This window comes from Staphylococcus sp. HMSC077D08, from assembly GCF_001837945.1.
GTDB classification, from domain to species: domain Bacteria; phylum Bacillota; class Bacilli; order Staphylococcales; family Staphylococcaceae; genus Staphylococcus; species Staphylococcus epidermidis.
In genome coordinates this window covers 21,775-40,565 of sequence record NZ_KV834762.1, presented here as the reverse complement: position 1 = coordinate 40,565, position 18,791 = coordinate 21,775, and the positions used below count along the sequence as shown (strand labels likewise).

The 18,791-nt window shown below is 30.2% G+C and carries 18 protein-coding genes and 1 pseudogene; all 19 read right to left on the bottom strand.

Translation table 11 applies throughout. From position 1 onward, the window contains the following. Nucleotides 1-43 precede the first annotated feature (43 nt). Complete coding sequence (locus HMPREF2663_RS04790; protein WP_002446535.1) at nucleotides 44-667, bottom strand: MBL fold metallo-hydrolase; 624 nt, start codon at nucleotides 665-667, stop codon at nucleotides 44-46. Then, a complete protein-coding gene (locus HMPREF2663_RS04785; RefSeq protein ID WP_001831234.1) occupies nucleotides 667-993 on the bottom strand; it encodes an MTH1187 family thiamine-binding protein in 327 nt (108 codons plus the stop codon). Before HMPREF2663_RS04785 ends, HMPREF2663_RS04790 begins: the two co-directional genes overlap by 1 nt. After that, nucleotides 993-1,979, bottom strand: coding sequence for an ROK family glucokinase (locus HMPREF2663_RS04780; RefSeq protein ID WP_002446536.1), 987 nt, complete (start codon nucleotides 1,977-1,979; stop codon nucleotides 993-995). The genes HMPREF2663_RS04785 and HMPREF2663_RS04780 overlap by 1 nt, the downstream gene beginning before the upstream one ends. Then, the gene (locus HMPREF2663_RS04775) at nucleotides 1,979-2,179 is read right to left on the bottom strand and encodes a YqgQ family protein (protein WP_002446537.1); all 201 of its coding nucleotides are present in this window, start codon (nucleotides 2,177-2,179) and stop codon (nucleotides 1,979-1,981) included. The genes HMPREF2663_RS04780 and HMPREF2663_RS04775 overlap by 1 nt, the downstream gene beginning before the upstream one ends. After that, nucleotides 2,163-3,623 carry a rhomboid family protein gene (locus tag HMPREF2663_RS04770; RefSeq protein WP_038813170.1) on the bottom strand — a complete coding sequence of 487 codons (1,461 nt, stop codon included), beginning with the start codon at nucleotides 3,621-3,623 and terminating at the stop codon, nucleotides 2,163-2,165. The genes HMPREF2663_RS04775 and HMPREF2663_RS04770 overlap by 17 nt, the downstream gene beginning before the upstream one ends. Further along, nucleotides 3,624-4,175, bottom strand: a complete 552-nt coding sequence (locus HMPREF2663_RS04765; protein WP_002446539.1) for a 5-formyltetrahydrofolate cyclo-ligase — start codon at nucleotides 4,173-4,175, stop codon at nucleotides 3,624-3,626. Nucleotides 4,176-4,355: 180 nt separating this feature from the next. Next, complete coding sequence (rpmG, locus tag HMPREF2663_RS04760; RefSeq protein ID WP_001830957.1) at nucleotides 4,356-4,505, bottom strand: 50S ribosomal protein L33; 150 nt, start codon at nucleotides 4,503-4,505, stop codon at nucleotides 4,356-4,358. Nucleotides 4,506-4,609: 104 nt separating this feature from the next. Further along, nucleotides 4,610-6,697, bottom strand: a complete 2,088-nt coding sequence (locus HMPREF2663_RS04755; RefSeq protein WP_002475076.1) for a peptidoglycan D,D-transpeptidase FtsI family protein — start codon at nucleotides 6,695-6,697, stop codon at nucleotides 4,610-4,612. A gap of 400 nt (nucleotides 6,698-7,097) precedes the next feature. After that, nucleotides 7,098-7,697, bottom strand: coding sequence for a superoxide dismutase (locus HMPREF2663_RS04750; RefSeq protein WP_001831217.1), 600 nt, complete (start codon nucleotides 7,695-7,697; stop codon nucleotides 7,098-7,100). Nucleotides 7,698-8,100: 403 nt separating this feature from the next. Then, nucleotides 8,101-8,520 (bottom strand): Fur family transcriptional regulator, encoded by a 420-nt coding sequence (locus HMPREF2663_RS04745; protein ID WP_001831164.1) that lies wholly within the window; start codon nucleotides 8,518-8,520, stop codon nucleotides 8,101-8,103. A gap of 2 nt (nucleotides 8,521-8,522) precedes the next feature. Then, on the bottom strand, nucleotides 8,523-9,371 hold the full coding sequence (locus tag HMPREF2663_RS04740; protein ID WP_002457730.1) for a metal ABC transporter permease: 849 nt from the start codon (nucleotides 9,369-9,371) through the stop codon (nucleotides 8,523-8,525). Between the two features lie 33 nt (nucleotides 9,372-9,404). Then, nucleotides 9,405-10,203: pseudogene (locus HMPREF2663_RS04735) on the bottom strand (metal ABC transporter ATP-binding protein). Between the two features lie 201 nt (nucleotides 10,204-10,404). After that, nucleotides 10,405-11,295 (bottom strand): deoxyribonuclease IV, encoded by an 891-nt coding sequence (locus HMPREF2663_RS04730; protein ID WP_070845891.1) that lies wholly within the window; start codon nucleotides 11,293-11,295, stop codon nucleotides 10,405-10,407. A 9-nt stretch (nucleotides 11,296-11,304) separates the two neighbouring features. After that, nucleotides 11,305-12,651, bottom strand: coding sequence for a DEAD/DEAH box helicase (locus tag HMPREF2663_RS04725; RefSeq protein ID WP_070845889.1), 1,347 nt, complete (start codon nucleotides 12,649-12,651; stop codon nucleotides 11,305-11,307). Nucleotides 12,652-12,685: 34 nt separating this feature from the next. Beyond that, nucleotides 12,686-13,786, bottom strand: coding sequence for a Nif3-like dinuclear metal center hexameric protein (locus HMPREF2663_RS04720; protein ID WP_002446545.1), 1,101 nt, complete (start codon nucleotides 13,784-13,786; stop codon nucleotides 12,686-12,688). Next, the gene (locus tag HMPREF2663_RS04715) at nucleotides 13,776-14,465 is read right to left on the bottom strand and encodes a tRNA (adenine(22)-N(1))-methyltransferase (RefSeq protein WP_002476250.1); all 690 of its coding nucleotides are present in this window, start codon (nucleotides 14,463-14,465) and stop codon (nucleotides 13,776-13,778) included. The genes HMPREF2663_RS04720 and HMPREF2663_RS04715 overlap by 11 nt, the downstream gene beginning before the upstream one ends. Before the next feature lie 154 nt (nucleotides 14,466-14,619). Further along, nucleotides 14,620-15,726, bottom strand: coding sequence for an RNA polymerase sigma factor RpoD (rpoD, locus tag HMPREF2663_RS04710; protein WP_002440071.1), 1,107 nt, complete (start codon nucleotides 15,724-15,726; stop codon nucleotides 14,620-14,622). A 270-nt stretch (nucleotides 15,727-15,996) separates the two neighbouring features. Continuing rightward, nucleotides 15,997-17,793: a DNA primase gene (gene dnaG / locus HMPREF2663_RS04705; protein WP_070845887.1), complete on the bottom strand. Its 1,797-nt coding sequence runs from the start codon at nucleotides 17,791-17,793 to the stop codon at nucleotides 15,997-15,999. A 173-nt stretch (nucleotides 17,794-17,966) separates the two neighbouring features. Beyond that, nucleotides 17,967-18,785 (bottom strand): pyruvate, water dikinase regulatory protein, encoded by an 819-nt coding sequence (locus tag HMPREF2663_RS04700; RefSeq protein WP_002457736.1) that lies wholly within the window; start codon nucleotides 18,783-18,785, stop codon nucleotides 17,967-17,969. Nucleotides 18,786-18,791 lie beyond the last annotated feature (6 nt).

Genomic DNA, 18,791 nt, shown 5'->3' with positions numbered 1-18,791 from the left:
CTACATATATAAACGTAGGAGGCGATTTTTTTACTCTCTAATATTAACCATTTATAAAAGGATTGAGTTGCTCATCGTCAACTGTGGTGTAAGGCCCATGTCCAGGGAAAAGTGGCATATCACCTTCTAATTCAAATAATTTATCTTTTATTGAATCAATTAATGTTTCATAATCTCCCTTATAAAGGTCTGTACGACCGATACCATTTTTGAACAGAGTATCGCCAACAACAGCAAAGTCATTAAAAACAAAACTAAGACTACCTGGAGAATGACCAGGCGTATGTAATACTTTGAATTTAAATCCTTCAATCTCTGCAGGACCCTCTGATAAACTTAATGGATTTGCGTGACTTTCTATTTTAGATAAACCATATTGTGTAAATTTAGATGAGCCATTTTTATCTGGATCAGTTAAAAAATCAAACTCATCTTTACTCATATAAACTGGAACCTGATATTTTTCAATAATATCATCTAATGCTCCGATATGATCATAGTGTGCATGTGTTAATAAAATTGCTTTTAAAGGTTTATTGATTTGATTTAATTTTTTAATTATTTTTTGACTTTCACTTGAGGGATCGATTAATATTACATTTTCTTCATTCTCAATGAAGTACGTATTAGTGTCAACGATTCCTAATGTTAAATTTGAAATTCGCATTATAATTCACCACTATGGTCTAGATGTTTTTGTACTGATTTTAATTTATCATTCATTTTTCTTGATTTATCTCGACGATCATCAATTCTAATATTTGTACAAACTCTATCTAATCCTTTATCAAAAGGTAATTCATGAATTGCTTGAATCACCTCAAAAAGATCTTTCAAATCACCTTCGATTAATGTATTCATTGGTGTTAATTGATAATCAATTTTCCCTTGTTGTTTAAATTCATTTAACTTTGTTTGGATTTCTGCTATATATTTACTTACACTAGGACCCTCTGTTCCTACTGGAATAACTACTACATCAACAATTGCCATTATTTAGCACCCTCTTTATCTATGATATATGTTTTGATAAGTCCAGCTGCACCAGTAATACCAGCATCATTCCCTAATTTAGCTTGTACTATCTCAGTATTATTTTGAGCTGGAGTAAAAGTTAAATTACGATATTCAGTTTTAATATTTTCTATAAGGATAAGTCCGGCAGTAGACATGCCCCCTCCTAGAACAATATATTTTGGATTACTAGTAACGCTAATGATACTGCATAAATAGCCGATATAATTTGCAACTTTTTCAGTTATAAATATACAGAATTGATCACCGGCTTTAGCTGCATCAAATACAGCTTTTGCTGTTACTTGGTTATCTTTAATAAGTTGTAAAATTGATGATTTAAACGTTAATTTAGGATAATAGAAATTAACTAAATTTACTACACCAGTAGCAGAAGCAACTGTTTCTATACACCCTGATTTACCACAATTGCATTGAAAACGTTGATCAAAATCAGCTCTTAAATGTCCAATTTCAGCGCCTGACCCATTGTGTCCATGTACGATTTCTCCATTAGAAATTATACCTCCACCAAGTCCGGTACCTAAAGTAATTGCTACTACATCATCAGCACCTTCACCGGCACCTTTATGTTTTTCTCCCAATGCAGCAACATTAGCATCATTATCAACATAAACTGGACAATTAACATATTGTTTGAAAATTTCTCTTACATTGACACTACCTGGCCAATGTAAATTAACAGCTCCGTATACAACTCCAGTATCAAAATCAACAGGTCCAGGAACACCAATACCGACTCCAACAACATTGTTAAAATCATATTTAAATTCTGCAACCTTTTCAGTAAAAGAATCATAAATGTTTTTTAAAAGTAACTCACCAGTGTGGTCACTTGTATCAGTATCAATAGACCATTTATGCAATTGTTCTAAATCCTTGTCAAATATCCCCAATTTACAAGTTGTTCCGCCTATATCGGCAGCTAAAATAATATCTGTCATTATTTTTCATTCCTTCTTTGATTTATTATCAGTATACAATTCAGATATTCATCCTTCGTTAACAATTGATAACTATATAAGGATTTAATCTCTTGTATCATCATTTCATACATATCATCTGGATTTTTAAAATAGATAATGAAACCATATGTTTTAAGTAATTGTAACACGTCATAAAAATTTTTAATTTTTCGCGTCATTAGATTTACTCAACTCTTTTTTTAAATTAACATATTTTTTATTATTAGGATTAATTGCTACAGCTTTTTTTATATATTTTAAAGCCTTTTTATCATCACTTAAAGAACGATTAGCTATAGCTAATTCATAATTAAGTACACCTGAATTTGGAAATTTTCTTAAACCTCTTTCCCATTCTGATACGGCCTCTGCTTGCGAGCTCTTAGTTGCAGTAATCAAACCACTAAGGTAATATGTTTCATCATCGGCGTAATTATTATTAAGTGTTTGCTTTACAACATGTTTTGCTTCGCTATAATTACCTTTAATCATTTCATCCCGAATTAATTTATCATAGATATTATCCTCACTTATAGTAAATATTCTAATTTGTAAAACAATGAATATAAGTAAAAATACAATCAAAAATGCCCAAAATAAAGAGCGATGTGTTTTGAAATAATAGCCTATTAATGTAATTAATACACCACTGATAAATCCACCTAAGTGTGCCATTATATTAATATTAGACATAAAAAGTGAAAAACCGATTAAAACAACCAATGCAATTAATAACTGGCCAATCATTTTTTTATTAAAATTCTTGCTTAAATACATAATCACAAAAATAGAACCAATTAAGCCAAATATTGCTCCACTAGCACCGACTGAAATTGTAGACGTATTAAAAGATAGAGAAACAAAATTTCCATATAATCCGGATATAATATAAATTATTAGCATTCGCCATGAACCAATGATTGATTCGACAATTTTACCAAAAATAAATAGAGAAAGCATATTCATTAAAATGTGTTCGAAATTAAAATGTAAGAACATTGACGAAATAAGTCTATACCATTCTCCATGTACAACATTAAAATGAACAAGTCCACCTACTTCTAATAGTTTAACATCAGAAAATCGATTTAAGTATAAAATCATACATAACCATATCACAATATTAATTAAGATAAGTGTATATGTAATAGGGGTAAAACGTTGCATATGTTTATCAACAAGATTTTGTGTCAAAACTTTTCTTTTGTAATAAAGATAAGTCTTTTTATCTTCATTATTAATTAGCATTTTTATAAGTAAAAAGTTTATAGGGAGTGACTTTAAGCTTTGCTCATTGCTTAAAATTTTAAATTTCAGTTTAGTTGGTTTTTCTTCATTTAAATTTTCTTTTGAAAGCTCTTTATCCGTAAAATAATAAAATTCATAAGATTCAGGTAAATAACCGATGAATTGTTGTATTTCTTCAGGTCGTTCCATAATTTTTGATTTATCAAACCTAATCTCTTGGGTAGATGTAACATTTTTTCTAAAAACAACAATGGATTGTTTTCTCTTATGAGACAACCATATTTCATCGTCCCCTTTATCACGATAAATTACATTATAATTAAGATACCTAATCCAGTAATATAAGGCCTTCCAATAAAGTTTATTAATATTCATTTATTCCTCCACCACTTTATTGTGATAAATAATTAATTGCTCTACAGGTTGATCGTGTGGTTCTATATTGAATTGGGCTAACTGAAAATCATATAGTAAACTAACTGTATTACTTCTATGTTGGCTCAGGAATCGGTCATAATAACCACCACCATAACCTATTCGATAGCCCAATTTATCAAATGCAACCCCAGGTACTACAATTAAGTCCATTTTATTCGTTGTACCGACTGGGGAAATAGAATGATAAATACCTTTGCCATCTTTCTCGATATCCTCAATTGATAATAGTTGTTTAAAAGTCATTTCTTGCTGTTGATAATTTGTTTCAGGAACAAAAATTTTTTTATTATTATGTAGCGAATAAGTAATAATTGGATATGTATTAACTTCATGAGGCATCGATAAAACAATACCAATTTTGTTAGCTTTGCGATAAGCTTCACTTTGATATAATTTCTTAGCCAACCATTCATCAGCCAAATGTTTTTGTACTTTGTCGTAAGATTTCATCTTTTTAATTATATTTCTACGTAGTCCCTTTTTATCCATTTTATTCACCCATTTCGTTCACTTAACATTATAACGTTTATAGTAACTAATGTCATTAAGTTGGTATTTAAAGACAAAAAGTAAATGAAAAATCCCTTCAAAGTTTTCACTTTTATAAGTGGTTACTTTAAAGGGATTAAATCGATTTTATATCGTCATGTACAAATTTAAAAACATTAATTATTTAGTTTCACGATGTAAAGTATGTTTATTATCACGTGAACAATATTTTTTCATTTCTACACGTTCAGGATTATTTCTTTTGTTTTTTGTTGAGATATAATTTCTATCTCCACATTCTGTACAAGCTAATGTAACGTTTACGCGCATGAATTTCTCCTCCTTACCTTTTCAAAATACGACTTATTTATTATACCAATTACTTAACTATTTGCAAAGTATAATTTTATGATTAGTTAAGTTGACAATTTAAATTAATCTTCTTTCTCTTCGTTATTAGATCGAGAGTCATCTTTATTATCTTTATCTTTAAAATAGTAGTTGATTACGTCTCTACCTAAATCTCCACCATTTAACCAAGGTGGTGGAACAGGTTGATTTGTGTAGACAATTGAAAAAGATAATTTAGGATTATCGACGGGTGCATAACCGATATATGTTGAATTAACTCTAGGTTCTCCATCTTGAAAAACTTCAGCAGTCCCAGTTTTACCAGCTGAAGGTACTACAGTATTTCTAAAACTAGCATAACCCGTACCTTGCTTTTCATTGAAAGCCATTTTAAATCCTTCTTGAACTTCTTTAATTTCGTCACTTGAGTTATTTACCTTATTTAAAACATTACCCTTAATTTTACGTTTTAATGGGCCAGTTTCATCTTTATTAGTAGATTCATAAATAGACAATCCAATATGTGGTTGAATTCTATAGCCATCATTTGCAATAGTTGATACGTATTGGGACAACTGAAGTGGTGTATATGTGTCGTATTGTCCAATAGCTAAGTCTAAATAGTTACCAGGATTATTAGTTAAGGGCTCTATTTGGCCTGGCGTTTCGTTCGGTAAGTCAATGCCTGTTTTTAAGCCAAGACCTACTTGATTTAACCCTTTACGCAATTTACGACCCGCATCTGCTATATTATTAGGTAATGACATACCTGAAGTATAGGGATCACCTGCTAATTTAAGTGCGGTTTTAAACATGTATACGTTTGATGAATGCATAAGTGCTTGTTTATCATCGATAGATACATGACCATTTTTATTAAAATATGATCGTTTAGTTAAACCACCTTGGAATTTTAATGGCTCATCTACCATAGTTTCTCCAACATTAATAGCTTTATTTTGGTACCCAGCTAATAATGTTCCTCCTTTTACTGAAGAACCGACCGTGTATTGAGCTGTAAAGTTGCCAATATCATAATCTTTGAGTTTACCCTGCTTATCAATTTGCTTCCCTGCCATAGCAAGTATGTCTCCATTTCTAGGATTTTGGACAACCATTAACGCATTGTCCATATCCTTAGCACCTTGACTACGTAACTTAGAAATTTGTTTTTCTAATAAAGATTCTACTTTTTTCTGTAAATCAATATCTATAGTTAATTGTAAATCATGACCTCTTGAACCAGGATTAAGTACTTCTGAACTTATTACTCTACCAGATTTATCAGTTGTATATTTCATTTGTTTCTTCGTGCCTTTAAGAACATCTTCGTATTGATATTCAAGATAAGATTTACCGACACGATCATTGCGTGAATAACCTTTTGATAAATATTGTTCGGTTAATTCTTTAGGTATACCTTCAGTCGAAGTCGACACATCTCCAAATATACCTCTTAAAGTATCACCGTATGGGTATTTTCTATCCCAATCCATTGTAGTGTTTACACCAGGTAATTTAGAAAGTTGTTGTGATACGGCTGCATATTCTTTCTCGCTTACGTCTTCATTTTTAATTGTTTGAGGATCTAGAGTTGACCCAGCATTCATTTCCCGATAAATTGCTAAAACTTGCAAATCTTTTTTAGTTAACTGTTTTAATTGTTTTTTTCCTATTTTATCTCTTAATTGTGTATCAAATTGTTCTTGTGAAATACTGCCATCTTCTAACATTAATTGTTCTTTTCTCATTAACTTTTTAGCAGATGACGGATACATTTGAATCCAAAAATCCTTTTTATCTCTCTCAGTAATTTTATCCGTATCCATTTTAATTAAATCTGTCAGTTTCTTAGCAGTATTTAACATTTCCTTTTGTGAAGTTTTACGGTTTCTAGTGTATGTAATAGACATCTTTGAAGCATTATCAACTAGTACTTTGCCATTTCTATCTAGTATTCTGCCTCTTGGTACTGATTCATTAACAGTTATATTTTCATCGTTTTTGATTAATTGTTTGTAATGAGATCCTTGTGCTATTTGTAAATAACCTAATCTCAATACGACTATAGCAAAGATAAATACTATAAATCCAAATATGAAATTGATTCTTTTATTCATGGTGTTTCTCATTTTTTCATCATTTGTTTTTTCTTTTAATCTTTTCAGCAAAACAACCTACCTCTATTCAAAGTCTCTCATACAAATGATATATGATATTAGATTATTTTTCTATCATTTTAACAAAAAAGAGACGCAGAAAAATTCCTTTATCAATTGATAATCAAATTTATAAATATACTTTTAAACAATAATCAATAATAAAAATTTTTACATCGGTTTCATCAGTATTGTAATTCAAACTAAATGCATATACTTTTATGTTAATTTAGATTTTAATAAAAATGGATATTAAGTAATGAATCTCATTTCTCACGTGTTGTAGATAGTATTTAGTTTTATATGTAATTAGCCCTTAGATGACGATCATCTAAGGGCTACAACAAAAAATATAAGGTATTGTTTAAACTGATTTTTAGAATTTCTATGTTCTAAAGTTATTTAATATTGATTATTTAGTTGCATTATATAATTCATTAACTTTTTCCCAGTTAACAACATTCCAGAATGCATTGATATAGTCTGGGCGTTTATTTTGATATTTAAGATAATAAGCATGCTCCCAAACATCTAAACCTAAAATTGGTGTTTTTCCTTCAGTAATTGGATTATCTTGATTTGGTGTTGTAACAATTTCTAATTGTCCATTGTTTACAACTAACCAAGCCCATCCTGAACCAAAGCGTGCTGCAGCTTTATCTGCAAATTCTTTTTTAAATTCGTCTAAAGAACCCCATTGTTCTTTTATTTTATCTACAACTTCACCTTTTTCTTCAGAATTTGGTGATAATAGTTCCCAGAACAATGAATGGTTAAGGTGTCCACCGCCATTATTACGAACAGCTGTTTGAATATTAGATGGCACACTATCTAAATTAGCAACAATTTCTTCGATTGATTTAGCTTCTAAATCTGTCCCTTCAACTGCTGAATTTAATTTTGTAACATATGTGTTATGGTGTTTATCATGATGAATTTCCATAGTTTGTTTGTCGATGTGTGGTTCTAATGCATCATATGCATAAGGTAAATTTGGTAATTCAAAAGCCATAAATAATCATCCTCCTAAATTGTCTATAACTATATCATAACAAGTAGATTTATAAGCAACAAAGAATATGCTTTCAAAAAAGTTTTAATTGCAGAATTGTTTTCCCGACCCACACTACAATTTATCAAAATTGTTAATGTGAATCTTCTTAATATTTTTCTAAATCTACTAATTGATATACTATAAATATATCTCAAATTTGTGAAGATTAAACATAAAAATACATAAATTTTAATAAATACGACTAATGGCCTATAATTAGTAAAAGAACTTCAGTTATTATCACTAGGTTCTTTTGCTACAAATCATGAGTATTCATTTTATATTAAATATTTAAAATTTCATGACCGAAAATTTTAAATTGAAATGATGAAATGTGCCAGTATTATGATCCGAATGTTTTTTAGTTTGCTTTACGTTGACATTCTTCACAAATACCATACACTTCTAGTTTATGAGTATGAATATTTACATTGGGTAATTGACTTTTAATCTTCTCAATTGGACAAAAATCAATCACTTTAGTTTCTCCGCAATTTTCGCAAATAAAATGATGATGGTGATGATTTGTGCATGCGATTCTGAATTTCATTTCTCCATCTAATTCGGTACTCTCTATAATGCCTAAATCTTTAAATAAATGAAGATTTCTGTATACAGTATCAAATGATATTCCAGGATAGTCCTTATCCATTTGTTGTTGAATATGTTTAGCATTTAAATATTTATCCTCTTTAACAAAGATATCTAGCATATCTTTACGTTTATCAGTGTATTTAAGTCCGTTTTCTTTTAAAACTTTAATTGCATCATTTGTATTCATTCTTAAACGACTCCCTTTTTGAACTTAATTTTTAACTTCTGAATAGTCATCGTTAGTATGAGCATTACTACTAATAGTACAACAATGACACCACCAGGTGATATATTCATATAAAAAGCTATAATTAATCCTAGAATTACAGACAGTTCTCCTAATATAATACTTAATGCTATTAATTGTTTAAATCCTTTAGTTATTCTCATTGAAATTGCTATAGGAAGAGTTATTAACGCGCTTACTAATAATATACCTACAACTCTCATTGATGCAGATATAACCATTGCAACAATTACTATAAACAAAAATTGAATCCACTTTGGTATACCTATGACCTTACTATATTCTTCGTCAAATGATAAAATAAATAATTCTTTATAAAATAAAACAATAAATATGAGAACAATTATTGTAATGATAATAATTGTAGTTAAATCACTAATATTTACTGCACTAATTGATCCAAATAGTAGGCCTACGATTTCTTGATTAAAACCATCTGCTAGAGAAATAAAAATAGCACTTAGGGCAATACCAGCGCTCATTATAATAGGAATTGCAATTTCTTGATAATTAGAAAATGAAGTTCTTAATTTTTCAATTAATAACGCTCCAATAACAGCAAAAAGAATACCAAACCACATAGGGTTTATTACTGAGAATACGGGAATAATGGTAAGCAAAAACATACCAAAGGAAATGCCACCTAATGTCACGTGGCTCAAAGCGTCAGCAATTAATGATAGTCTTCGAACTACAATAAATGCACCTATTAATGGTGCGATAAAGCCAATAAGCAGACCGCTAATCAAAGAATATCTAATAAAATCAAAATTTAATAACGCATCTATCAAAAGTTACACTTCCTCTTTGTTTCTAATATAAATTTATTCATTTCCCTCATTACAACATGTTCGGTTGTGTTGATGATCAACAAATTGAATAGGATGACCATAAATTTTTGAAATTTCCACTTCATCTAAAGACTTGAATGCTTCTGTAGAACCATGGAAATGAAGATGTTTATTTAAACATGCTACTTCTGTAGCGGTATCTGCTACAACGCCAATATCATGGGTGACTAAAATTATTGTAATCCCCTGCTTTTTTAATTTATCAAGTGTATCGTAAAATTCGCTTACATGTTTTGCATCAATTCCGTTTGTAGGTTCATCTAACACTAGCACACTTGGGTTAGAAATAAGTGCTCTAGCAATAAGTACACGTTGTTGTTGTCCACCAGATAGTTCAGCTATATTTTTATTTATTAAATGAGATATATTTAATCTCTCTAATACCTTTTTGACTTTTTGATAATCACTTTTATTGAATCTTTGAAATATTTTTTTGGTTTTAGTCAGACCACTTAAAACAACTTCCTTTACACTAGCTGGGAAACCTGCATTGAAGGCAGAAGCTTTCTGAGAGACATAGCTAATTTTCAATGAAGATTTATTATCTTTAAATGGTTTTCCTTCAACAATTATCTCCCCTTTTTGTATAGGCAATAGCCCTAATATGACTTTTAGTAAAGTAGATTTACCTGCCCCGTTTGGACCAACAATTGCTAAAAATTCGCCCTTATTAATTTTGATATTTATGTTCTCTAATACATGCTTATTATCGAAATAATAATCTAAATTTCGTAATTCAAAAACTGGCGTTGTCATGGTTTTCACCTCGCATATAACTATACAACTTATTAATTTTTATGTAAATAGTAATGTTTACGACTATTTTAAATTACATATAGTTTTGGTTGTTCTATAATTAGTCTAATGGCTTGATAGTCGTAATTAAAACGTTATTATTTTTATTTAACATGATCAAATAATTAAGCCATTCACTGAATGAAAAGACGATGAATGGCTTAATTTTATAAATATTTTATTGATTTAAAATTTTGTTCTTGAGGTCTGGATCAAATTCTTGTGATTTTAACATGTCTATTTCTAATTTATACGGTGGTTTTTTATTTTTTTTATCTTCACCAACATATGGAGTTTCTAATATTTTTGGAATATTTTTAAAAGTATCATGATGCACTAAGTAATTAAGTGCATCAAAGCCAATATGACCAAAACCGATATTTTCGTGACGATCTTTCTGTGCACCTCTTAGGTTTTTACTGTCATTAACATGTACTACTTTAATTCGATCTACTCCAATTATATTGTCGAATTTTTCTAGTACACCATCGAAATCTTCTTTGACGTTATATCCGGCATCATGAGTGTGGCACGTATCAAAACAAACTGATAAGCGATCATTATGTGTAACACCATCAATTATTTGAGCAATTTCTTCAAAAGATCTCCCTACTTCTGTTCCTTTCCCCGCCATAGTTTCAAGTGCTATTCTTACATCATTATCATGTGTGAGTACTTCATTAAGTCCTTCAATAATTTTTTGGATTCCTTTATCTACACCTGCTCCGACATGCGCCCCAGGATGTAGTACAATATCTTTTGCTCCAAGTGCTTGAGTTCTTTCGATTTCTTTTTGTAGAAAGTCAACTCCTAAATTAAATACTTCAGGTTTGGTTGTATTTGCAATGTTAATGATATATGGTGCATGTACAACGATATTTGATAAACCATATGTTTTCATTGCCTGTTGGCCTTTTTCGATATTTAAATCTTCAATATTTTTACGTCTTGTATTTTGTGGTGCACCTGTATAAATCATAAATGTTGATTCACCATATTTATGTGCTTCTTCTGCTGACCCTTGCAGCATTTTTTTGCCACTCATTGAAACATGTGATCCTAGTAACATTCATTTCACCTATCCTTTATTAGTTTTTCGTTTTTGTCTTTTTTGCTTTTTACTATACTGCTTTCTTTCTTGACGTTTCAATTTTTCAACTTCTTGTTTAAATTTCTTTTTATAGCCTGGTTTAACTTTACGTTTTGATTTACTTCTTACTTTGTGTTTAACTTCATTGGTTAAATGGTCATCTTTGCGTTGTCTTGATTTACGCATATTGTGTGCCTTAATCGGTTTTAATTCACCATTCTTGATATCTACATTTTTAAATTTATAACCTTTGTCCTCGATAAGAGTAATATTACTTTCTTCATCAGGACCATATAATGTAATGGCCACTCCTTTATAATTACCTCTTCCTGTTCGACCTACGCGATGTGTGAAGAAATCGATGTCATTGGGTACATCGAAATTAATAACATGACTTACGCCTTCAATGTCTATTCCTCTAGAAGCAAGATCGCTTGCAATGACAAATTGAAAATCTAAATTTCTTATTCTTTTCATTTGTTGTTTACGTTCTCTTGGTGTTAAACCACCATGAATCATACCTATTTTAATTCCTTCTTTATTTAAAGTGTCTGCCAATTCATCGGCATTTTCACGACTGTTACAGAAAATAATACATAGATAAGGATTCAATATATCTATCAGTTCCAATGTTTTATCTACCTTGGCAGAACCTTTTGTAGGAATTAGATAAAATTCGATATTTTCTTTATTATGAGCTTTACCATCTACTTCTACAAATTCTGGTTGACTTAAATATTTATTTAAAAATGGTTGCAATGATTTAGGTATTGTTGCACTAAATACCGCTAGATGAGCATTTTCATTATCTAATCTCGCTGCAATATGATCAACATCTTCAATGAGACCCAGGTCAATCATTAAATCCGCTTCATCTATAATTAAATATGAGGCTAAATGTGCATGAAGATAACCTGAATGTGCTAAATCATTAATTCTTGTTGGTGTACCAATAATGAGTTGTGGTTGATGGTTACATCGTTGTTTATCTTTTTCTAAATCGGTGCCACCAATGAAAAGTTTTACATTTATACCTTTTTTGAATTTTACTAAATGCATAGCAACTTGATAAAGTTGCTGAGCAAGTTCACGTGTTGGAGCTACTACTATGGCTTGTGGCTCTTGAATGTCACTTTCTATAAGTTGAATTAATGGTAAGAGAAAAGCGTGTGATTTTCCAGTTCCAGTTTGAGATTGTCCTATTAAATTTGTTCCTTTAAGAATTCTCGGTATGATTCTATTTTGGATTTCGGTCGGTTTTTCAAAATTAAGATTTTTAACAGCTTCAATTAAATTCTCATCTAAATTAAAGTGTTCAAATGGATGTTTTGACATAATTTGTTCTCCTTTAAATGTTTATCAATAACATTTATTTATATTTAAATGGATCTGTGTTGATTTCAGAGGCATATATCGGAAATTGATTTTCATATTTAAATAACCATTTTGCTAATAATTCTTTTAATCCTTCTTTCATAACATACTCACTATAATGATTGATGTCTAATAAATTTACATTTTGGATTTTAGCATCTAGAGCATCATGGTGTTTAATGTCACCAGTAACAAAAACGTCTGCTCCAAGTTGGCTAGCTTTATACTCAAATCCTATACCTGAACCGCCTATGATTGCTACTTTCTTAATTGGACTATCATGTTGACCTGTATATCGTACGCTTGGTATACTGAGTTGTTTTTTTGCATATTCAGAGAATTCATCTAAAGTCATAGTTTTGTTTAATTGTCCAATAATCCCTAATCCATACTCACTTTCTTTGTTCATTTTAATAAAATCAAAAACTGGTGTTTCGTATGGGTGATTATCTAAAATAGCTCGCTTAGCTATTTCTAATTCATTGCTTTTTATCATAAACTCAAGTTTTATTTCATCAACATATTCGATACTATCTAACTTCCCTATATAAGGGTTTGCATCACCTACTGGTTTAAATTGTCCTTTACCTTCACTTTCAAAGAAACAATATTCGTAATTACCTTCTTTAGCTAATCCAAGTTCGTTTAAACTGTCTTTGAAATCTTCAACATAATTTTTAGGTATAAAAGTTTGAACTTTGTAATAATATGAGCTATTTGTATTAATCATGGATATGTTCTCTAATCCTAATTGATGCGCTAACATTCGATTGACACCTTCAGGATGTACATCAAGGTTAGTGTGTAATGCTATAAGATTGATATTATTTTGGATAAGTTTACGAATAATACTACCATATCCATCTTCAACAATGCGTTTTACTCCTTTGAAAATAAGTGGATGATGAGCAATGATGGTATTAGTATTAAGTTCAATTGCTTGGTTAACAACATCATCGGTGCAGTCGAGAGTTGTCAGAATGCCTGTAATATCTAAATTATCATTACCAATTAATAATCCTACATTATCCCATGATTCAGCTTGATGAAATGGAACGTGATTATTTAAAATTTTCATCAGTTCACTAATTTTCATTAATTAACACCTCTTGTATTAAGTTGATTTCATCTTCTATTTCTTTTAGTCTCTCATGATGTGAAGTTGAATTCAATTGAGATTTTATATCACGCAGTGCTTGTAACTCTCTTTTCCATTTTTTTTGAAAAATGTTATTACAATCTCTAAGTAAAAATGGTCCGAATTTTTCTTGTAATATATTTAATTTAACTAAGTTATTATTAAACTCAGCTACCACGATTTCATATATGTGACCCTTTTCCTCAATGATTCTTTCATCAACGATTTCATATGAGAGTTTGTTAAGAGTTTGTCTTAATGCTTGAGTTTGTATATTACTTTGTAGTATGAGTCTTGGGTGGTTAACTAATTTATCTTTCCCATCGTTTAAAATTTTTGCAATTAATGGTCCTCCCATACCACAAACAGTTATATTATCAATTTGATCTTCTGCGTTTATAACGCTTAGACCATCGCCTAGACGTACATCAACCAGTTGATTTAATTCATAATTTGCAATATTTCTTTTAGCGGCCTTATAAGGTCCTTGAATAACTTCCCCTGCTATTGCTTTTGTGCATAAGTCGTTTTGAATTGCATATATAGGTAGATATGCGTGGTCTGAGCCAATATCAGCCAATGTTCCTCTTTTAATAAATGAGCATACAATTGATAATCTTTGGTTAAGGTTAATCATTTTTAAACTCCTTATATGTATTAAAAAAGAGTAGGATAGAATTCAGTAATAAGAAATTTGAATTCACTATCCCACCCTACTTTAGTGTGATGATTTAGTTAAACGACATTACTATTAATTAATAATTCAAACGCCAAAGTCTTATTCCTTTAATTTAATCCATGAAATCTTTAAGACGTTTACTTCGGCTAGGATGTCTTAGTTTTCTTAAAGCTTTTGCTTCAATCTGACGAATTCTTTCACGTGTTACACCGAATACTTTTCCAACTTCTTCTAGTGTTCTTGTTCGTCCATCATCTAAACCGAAACGTAAACGTAAAACATTTTCTTCTCTGTCAGTAAGTGTATCTAAAACATCTTCTAATTGTTCTTTTAACAATTCGTATGCTGCATGATCAGATGGACTTTGAGCTTCTTGGTCTTCTATGAAGTCTCCTAAATGACTATCATCTTCTTCACCGATTGGCGTCTCTAAGGAAACGGGTTCTTGTGCAATTTTTAAAATCTCTCTGACTTTTTCTGGTGGTAAATCCATTTCTTCTCCAATTTCTTCAGGAGCTGGATCTCTGCCTAAATCTTGCAATAATTGACGTTGAACACGAATCAATTTATTAATCGTTTCTACCATGTGTACTGGTATTCGAATTGTACGCGCTTGGTCAGCAATTGCTCGTGTAATAGCTTGTCTAATCCACCAAGTGGCATATGTTGAAAATTTAAATCCTTTGCTAAAATCAAATTTTTCCACAGCTTTAATTAAGCCCATGTTACCTTCTTGAATCAAATCTAAGAATAACATGCCGCGACCAACATAACGTTTAGCAATACTAACAACTAAACGCAAGTTTGCTTCAGCTAATCGTGATTTAGCAATTTCATCACCTTGTTCAATTCTTTTTGCAAGCTCAATTTCTTCTTGAGCACTTAAAAGATTAACTCTACCAATTTCCTTTAAATACATACGCACTGGGTCATTGATTTTGACACCAGGAGGGGCACTCAAATCATTAGGATTGATTTTATCATCCGTGTCAGAACTATCTTTTTCATTGACAAGCGTAATGTCATTGTCATTCAATTGGTCGAAGAAATCATCCATTTGATCTGAGTCCATTTCAAAATTTTGTAGTTTTTCAGCGATTTCTTCGTGACTTAAATGACCTTCTTTTTTTCCTTTATCAATTAATTGTTTTTTAACATCTTCTAGTGTTAAAGTCGGATCAATTGTTTGCTTTTTAATTTTAACTTGGTTGTCAGACATGAAAAGGCCTCCCGATTTTAGTAAATACTGATAATCTATTAATAATTATATATTATATCAATTTAATATGATTTGTATATTCTAAATAATCACTGGATTACACTGAGTAAGTGAAAATCAAGTGATATGTGCTTAAATAAGTGGTGTTCAATTGAATAAATATACACTTTAGAAGTTCTGATATAACAAATTTACCCGTTAAATAATTAAAGTAACCATATTTGATTAACTACTCTTGAATTTTAAATTAAATTCTTATAAATATTGCTTTTACATTCGATTTTTATTTTTGTTAACGATAAGTTGCAAATAATATTTTTGTAATTCTGAATCTCCAATACGTGATGCTTCCCTTAATTTATAATTCAAACTTTCTAAAGAATCTTCGTTATTATTATTTTTAATAATTTGAATATAGTCCTCTATTTCGTTTTCATAAGGTTCATCATTTAAATGATATTGATCTAATTCAATAAGAACTTCTCTCAATTCATTAGATTCAATATATTGCATCATATCGCTAATTGTATAATAATCATTTTTTGAATAATAGTCGTACAAATAACTAAATATACGCTTTAAATAGCTATTTGTAAAGTCTTCTGGTACAACTTTTTGATAATAATTCAAAAAAGTATCTTTATCTTTCATTAAATGCTTAATTAAAGCTCTTTCTGCTTTCTCATTTTTAGTCAGACGACCGAGTATTAATTGTTGTTTACTTGGCTCATCTTGAAAAGTGGGATAAGTGTTCGACGGCATCTGATGTTGATAAGTTGCATCTAACTCATATTGAATGGTTTCTGGACTAACTTTAAATATATCAGCTATGTTTTGAATAAGTTTATTACGAATAATACCTGAATTGACTAAAGAAAGGTCTCGCACAGTTTCTTTAAAATGTTTTTCGTATGCAAGATCATTATGATTAATCTCATTTTGATACATTTTAACTTTAAATAGCACAAATGATTGTTTGTCTTGTTGAACAAATTTTATGAATTGTTCGTTATCATATTTTCTAATATAATCATCAGGATCCATACCTGAAGGTAGTTGAACCACAAACACATTTAATCCTTGATTCAACAGTGCTTGTCCAGTTTTTATAGTAGCTTCTTTACCAGCATAATCACCATCAAACATTAATGTTACGTTTTGAGTTAGTTTTTGTAAAAAAGTAATATGTTCTTGCGATAACTGGGTACCCATACTAGCGACAACTTGTTTTAATCCAGCGTAATCTGATTTAATTACATCCATGAAACCTTCTAATAAAATAATCTCATCTTGTTTTCGAATAAATTTACGTGCTTTATTTAAATTATATAAAATTCTACGCTTCTGGAAAATAGGTGTTTCCGGACTATTTAAATATTTTGGTTCTTGATTCGTATATGTCCGTCCTGAATACCCAACAATTCGTCCTTGTCCATTCTTTAAAGGAAACATAATTCTATTTCTAAATCTATCAAAATATGTGAAATTCTCTTCATTATGAGATAACAAACCTGCTTCAAATGCTAGTTCTATATCATATCCTTTTTTTTCAAGAAAATCATGACAAAAATGTGAGTTATCAGGTGCATACCCAATTTCTCTTTCCTTAATAAGGTCATCTGTAAAGCCACGTTCATGTAAATAATTGAGGGCTTCCTCACCTTCAACTGTTTTCATTAAAGCATAATGATAATAATCTTTAATGAGTTCATGCATCTCAATCATTTTCAACTCATCAGACGCAATTTTTGTCGAGGAATTTGTTTGGTTCTGCCCTATATCAACTTGGATATTAACTCGTTCACCCAAATCTTTTACAGCTTCAACAAATGATACGTCTTTAATTTCTTGCGTAAATTGAAAAACATTACCACCTTTTTTACATCCAAAACAATGACAAATTTGTTTATCTTCTGAAACTGTAAATGAGGGTGTCTTTTCATCATGAAAAGGACACAAACCGATATAATTGCGCCCTCTTTTTTCAAGTTTTACATATTCACTAACTAAATCTAATATATCAGTTTTATTTTTTATTTCATCAATGACGGATTGATCTATACGCAAAAGACATCACCTATCAATATTCATAATTGCTAATTCTTTATTTTTATGTGGTTACTAAAAGAATGAAGGAATATATTTCAAACTATAAATGCCACCTATAAAATACATTCATTTCTAAGATAGCAATCTTATTAAAGTTCTATTATTATACCTTCAATTTATTGGAATAGAAATCATTTCGATTTATTTTTTTCAATAAAATGAATAATATCATTTGCTGTTTCTTCAATGGCTTTATCTGAAACATCGATAACAGGGCAACCAATCTTATCGACTAACTTTTCAAAGTAATCTAATTCTTCCTGAATTCTTGCTTCAGTTGCATATCTAGCTTTGTCACCTAATCCTAATTGTTTTAATCTCTCTTTACGTATACGATTTAATTTTTCTTCACTAATTTTTAACGCAATACATTTTGATGGATCAACATTAAATAAACCGTCTGGGGGAGTCACTTCAGGTACTATTGGAATATTCATTACTTTATAGCTTTTATGTGCTAAATATTGAGATAAAGGTGTTTTTGATGTTCTTGAAATGCCAAGTAACACAATATCTGCTTTCGGCAATCCTTTAGGATCTTTTCCGTCATCGTATTTAACAGCAAATTCGATTGCATCGATCTTTTTAAAATAAGCATCGTCCAATCGATGAACCATCCCAGGTTCATAATAAGGAGTTTCTTCTATAGAATTCGATAACAATTCCATTAATGGACCCATGATGTCAACAGATTTCAATGCATGTTCATTGACTTTTGATATCATATACTTTTTAATTTCGGGTTTTATTAATGTATAAACAATGATTGCATTCGTATCTTTAGCAACTTGAATGACTTCATCAACATTTTCGAATGATTCGATATATGGATATCGAAGGAATTCATGCTTACACTGTTTAGGATTGAATTGTGAAACGCCTGCTCTTGCAACGAGTTCCGCAGTTTCACCAATTGAATCAGAGGCAACAATTATCTTTATATTATCCATGTACTT

What these genes read in the sequence shown, in the direction of transcription:
- HMPREF2663_RS04790 (WP_002446535.1), bottom strand. Translation starts at nt 667, where the DNA reads ATGCGAATTTCAAATTTAACATTAGGAATCGTTGACACTAATACGTAC.
- HMPREF2663_RS04785 (WP_001831234.1), bottom strand. Translation starts at nt 993, where the DNA reads ATGGCAATTGTTGATGTAGTAGTTATTCCAGTAGGAACAGAGGGTCCT.
- HMPREF2663_RS04780 (WP_002446536.1), bottom strand. Translation starts at nt 1,979, where the DNA reads ATGACAGATATTATTTTAGCTGCCGATATAGGCGGAACAACTTGTAAA.
- HMPREF2663_RS04775 (WP_002446537.1), bottom strand. Translation starts at nt 2,179, where the DNA reads ATGACGCGAAAAATTAAAAATTTTTATGACGTGTTACAATTACTTAAA.
- HMPREF2663_RS04770 (WP_038813170.1), bottom strand. Translation starts at nt 3,623, where the DNA reads ATGAATATTAATAAACTTTATTGGAAGGCCTTATATTACTGGATTAGG.
- HMPREF2663_RS04765 (WP_002446539.1), bottom strand. Translation starts at nt 4,175, where the DNA reads ATGGATAAAAAGGGACTACGTAGAAATATAATTAAAAAGATGAAATCT.
- rpmG (WP_001830957.1), bottom strand. Translation starts at nt 4,505, where the DNA reads ATGCGCGTAAACGTTACATTAGCTTGTACAGAATGTGGAGATAGAAAT.
- HMPREF2663_RS04750 (WP_001831217.1), bottom strand. Translation starts at nt 7,697, where the DNA reads ATGGCTTTTGAATTACCAAATTTACCTTATGCATATGATGCATTAGAA.
- HMPREF2663_RS04745 (WP_001831164.1), bottom strand. Translation starts at nt 8,520, where the DNA reads ATGAATACAAATGATGCAATTAAAGTTTTAAAAGAAAACGGACTTAAA.
- HMPREF2663_RS04730 (WP_070845891.1), bottom strand. Translation starts at nt 11,295, where the DNA reads ATGTTACTAGGATCACATGTTTCAATGAGTGGCAAAAAAATGCTGCAA.
- HMPREF2663_RS04725 (WP_070845889.1), bottom strand. Translation starts at nt 12,651, where the DNA reads ATGTCAAAACATCCATTTGAACACTTTAATTTAGATGAGAATTTAATT.
- HMPREF2663_RS04720 (WP_002446545.1), bottom strand. Translation starts at nt 13,786, where the DNA reads ATGAAAATTAGTGAACTGATGAAAATTTTAAATAATCACGTTCCATTT.
- HMPREF2663_RS04715 (WP_002476250.1), bottom strand. Translation starts at nt 14,465, where the DNA reads ATGATTAACCTTAACCAAAGATTATCAATTGTATGCTCATTTATTAAA.
- rpoD (WP_002440071.1), bottom strand. Translation starts at nt 15,726, where the DNA reads ATGTCTGACAACCAAGTTAAAATTAAAAAGCAAACAATTGATCCGACT.
- HMPREF2663_RS04700 (WP_002457736.1), bottom strand. Translation starts at nt 18,785, where the DNA reads ATGGATAATATAAAGATAATTGTTGCCTCTGATTCAATTGGTGAAACT.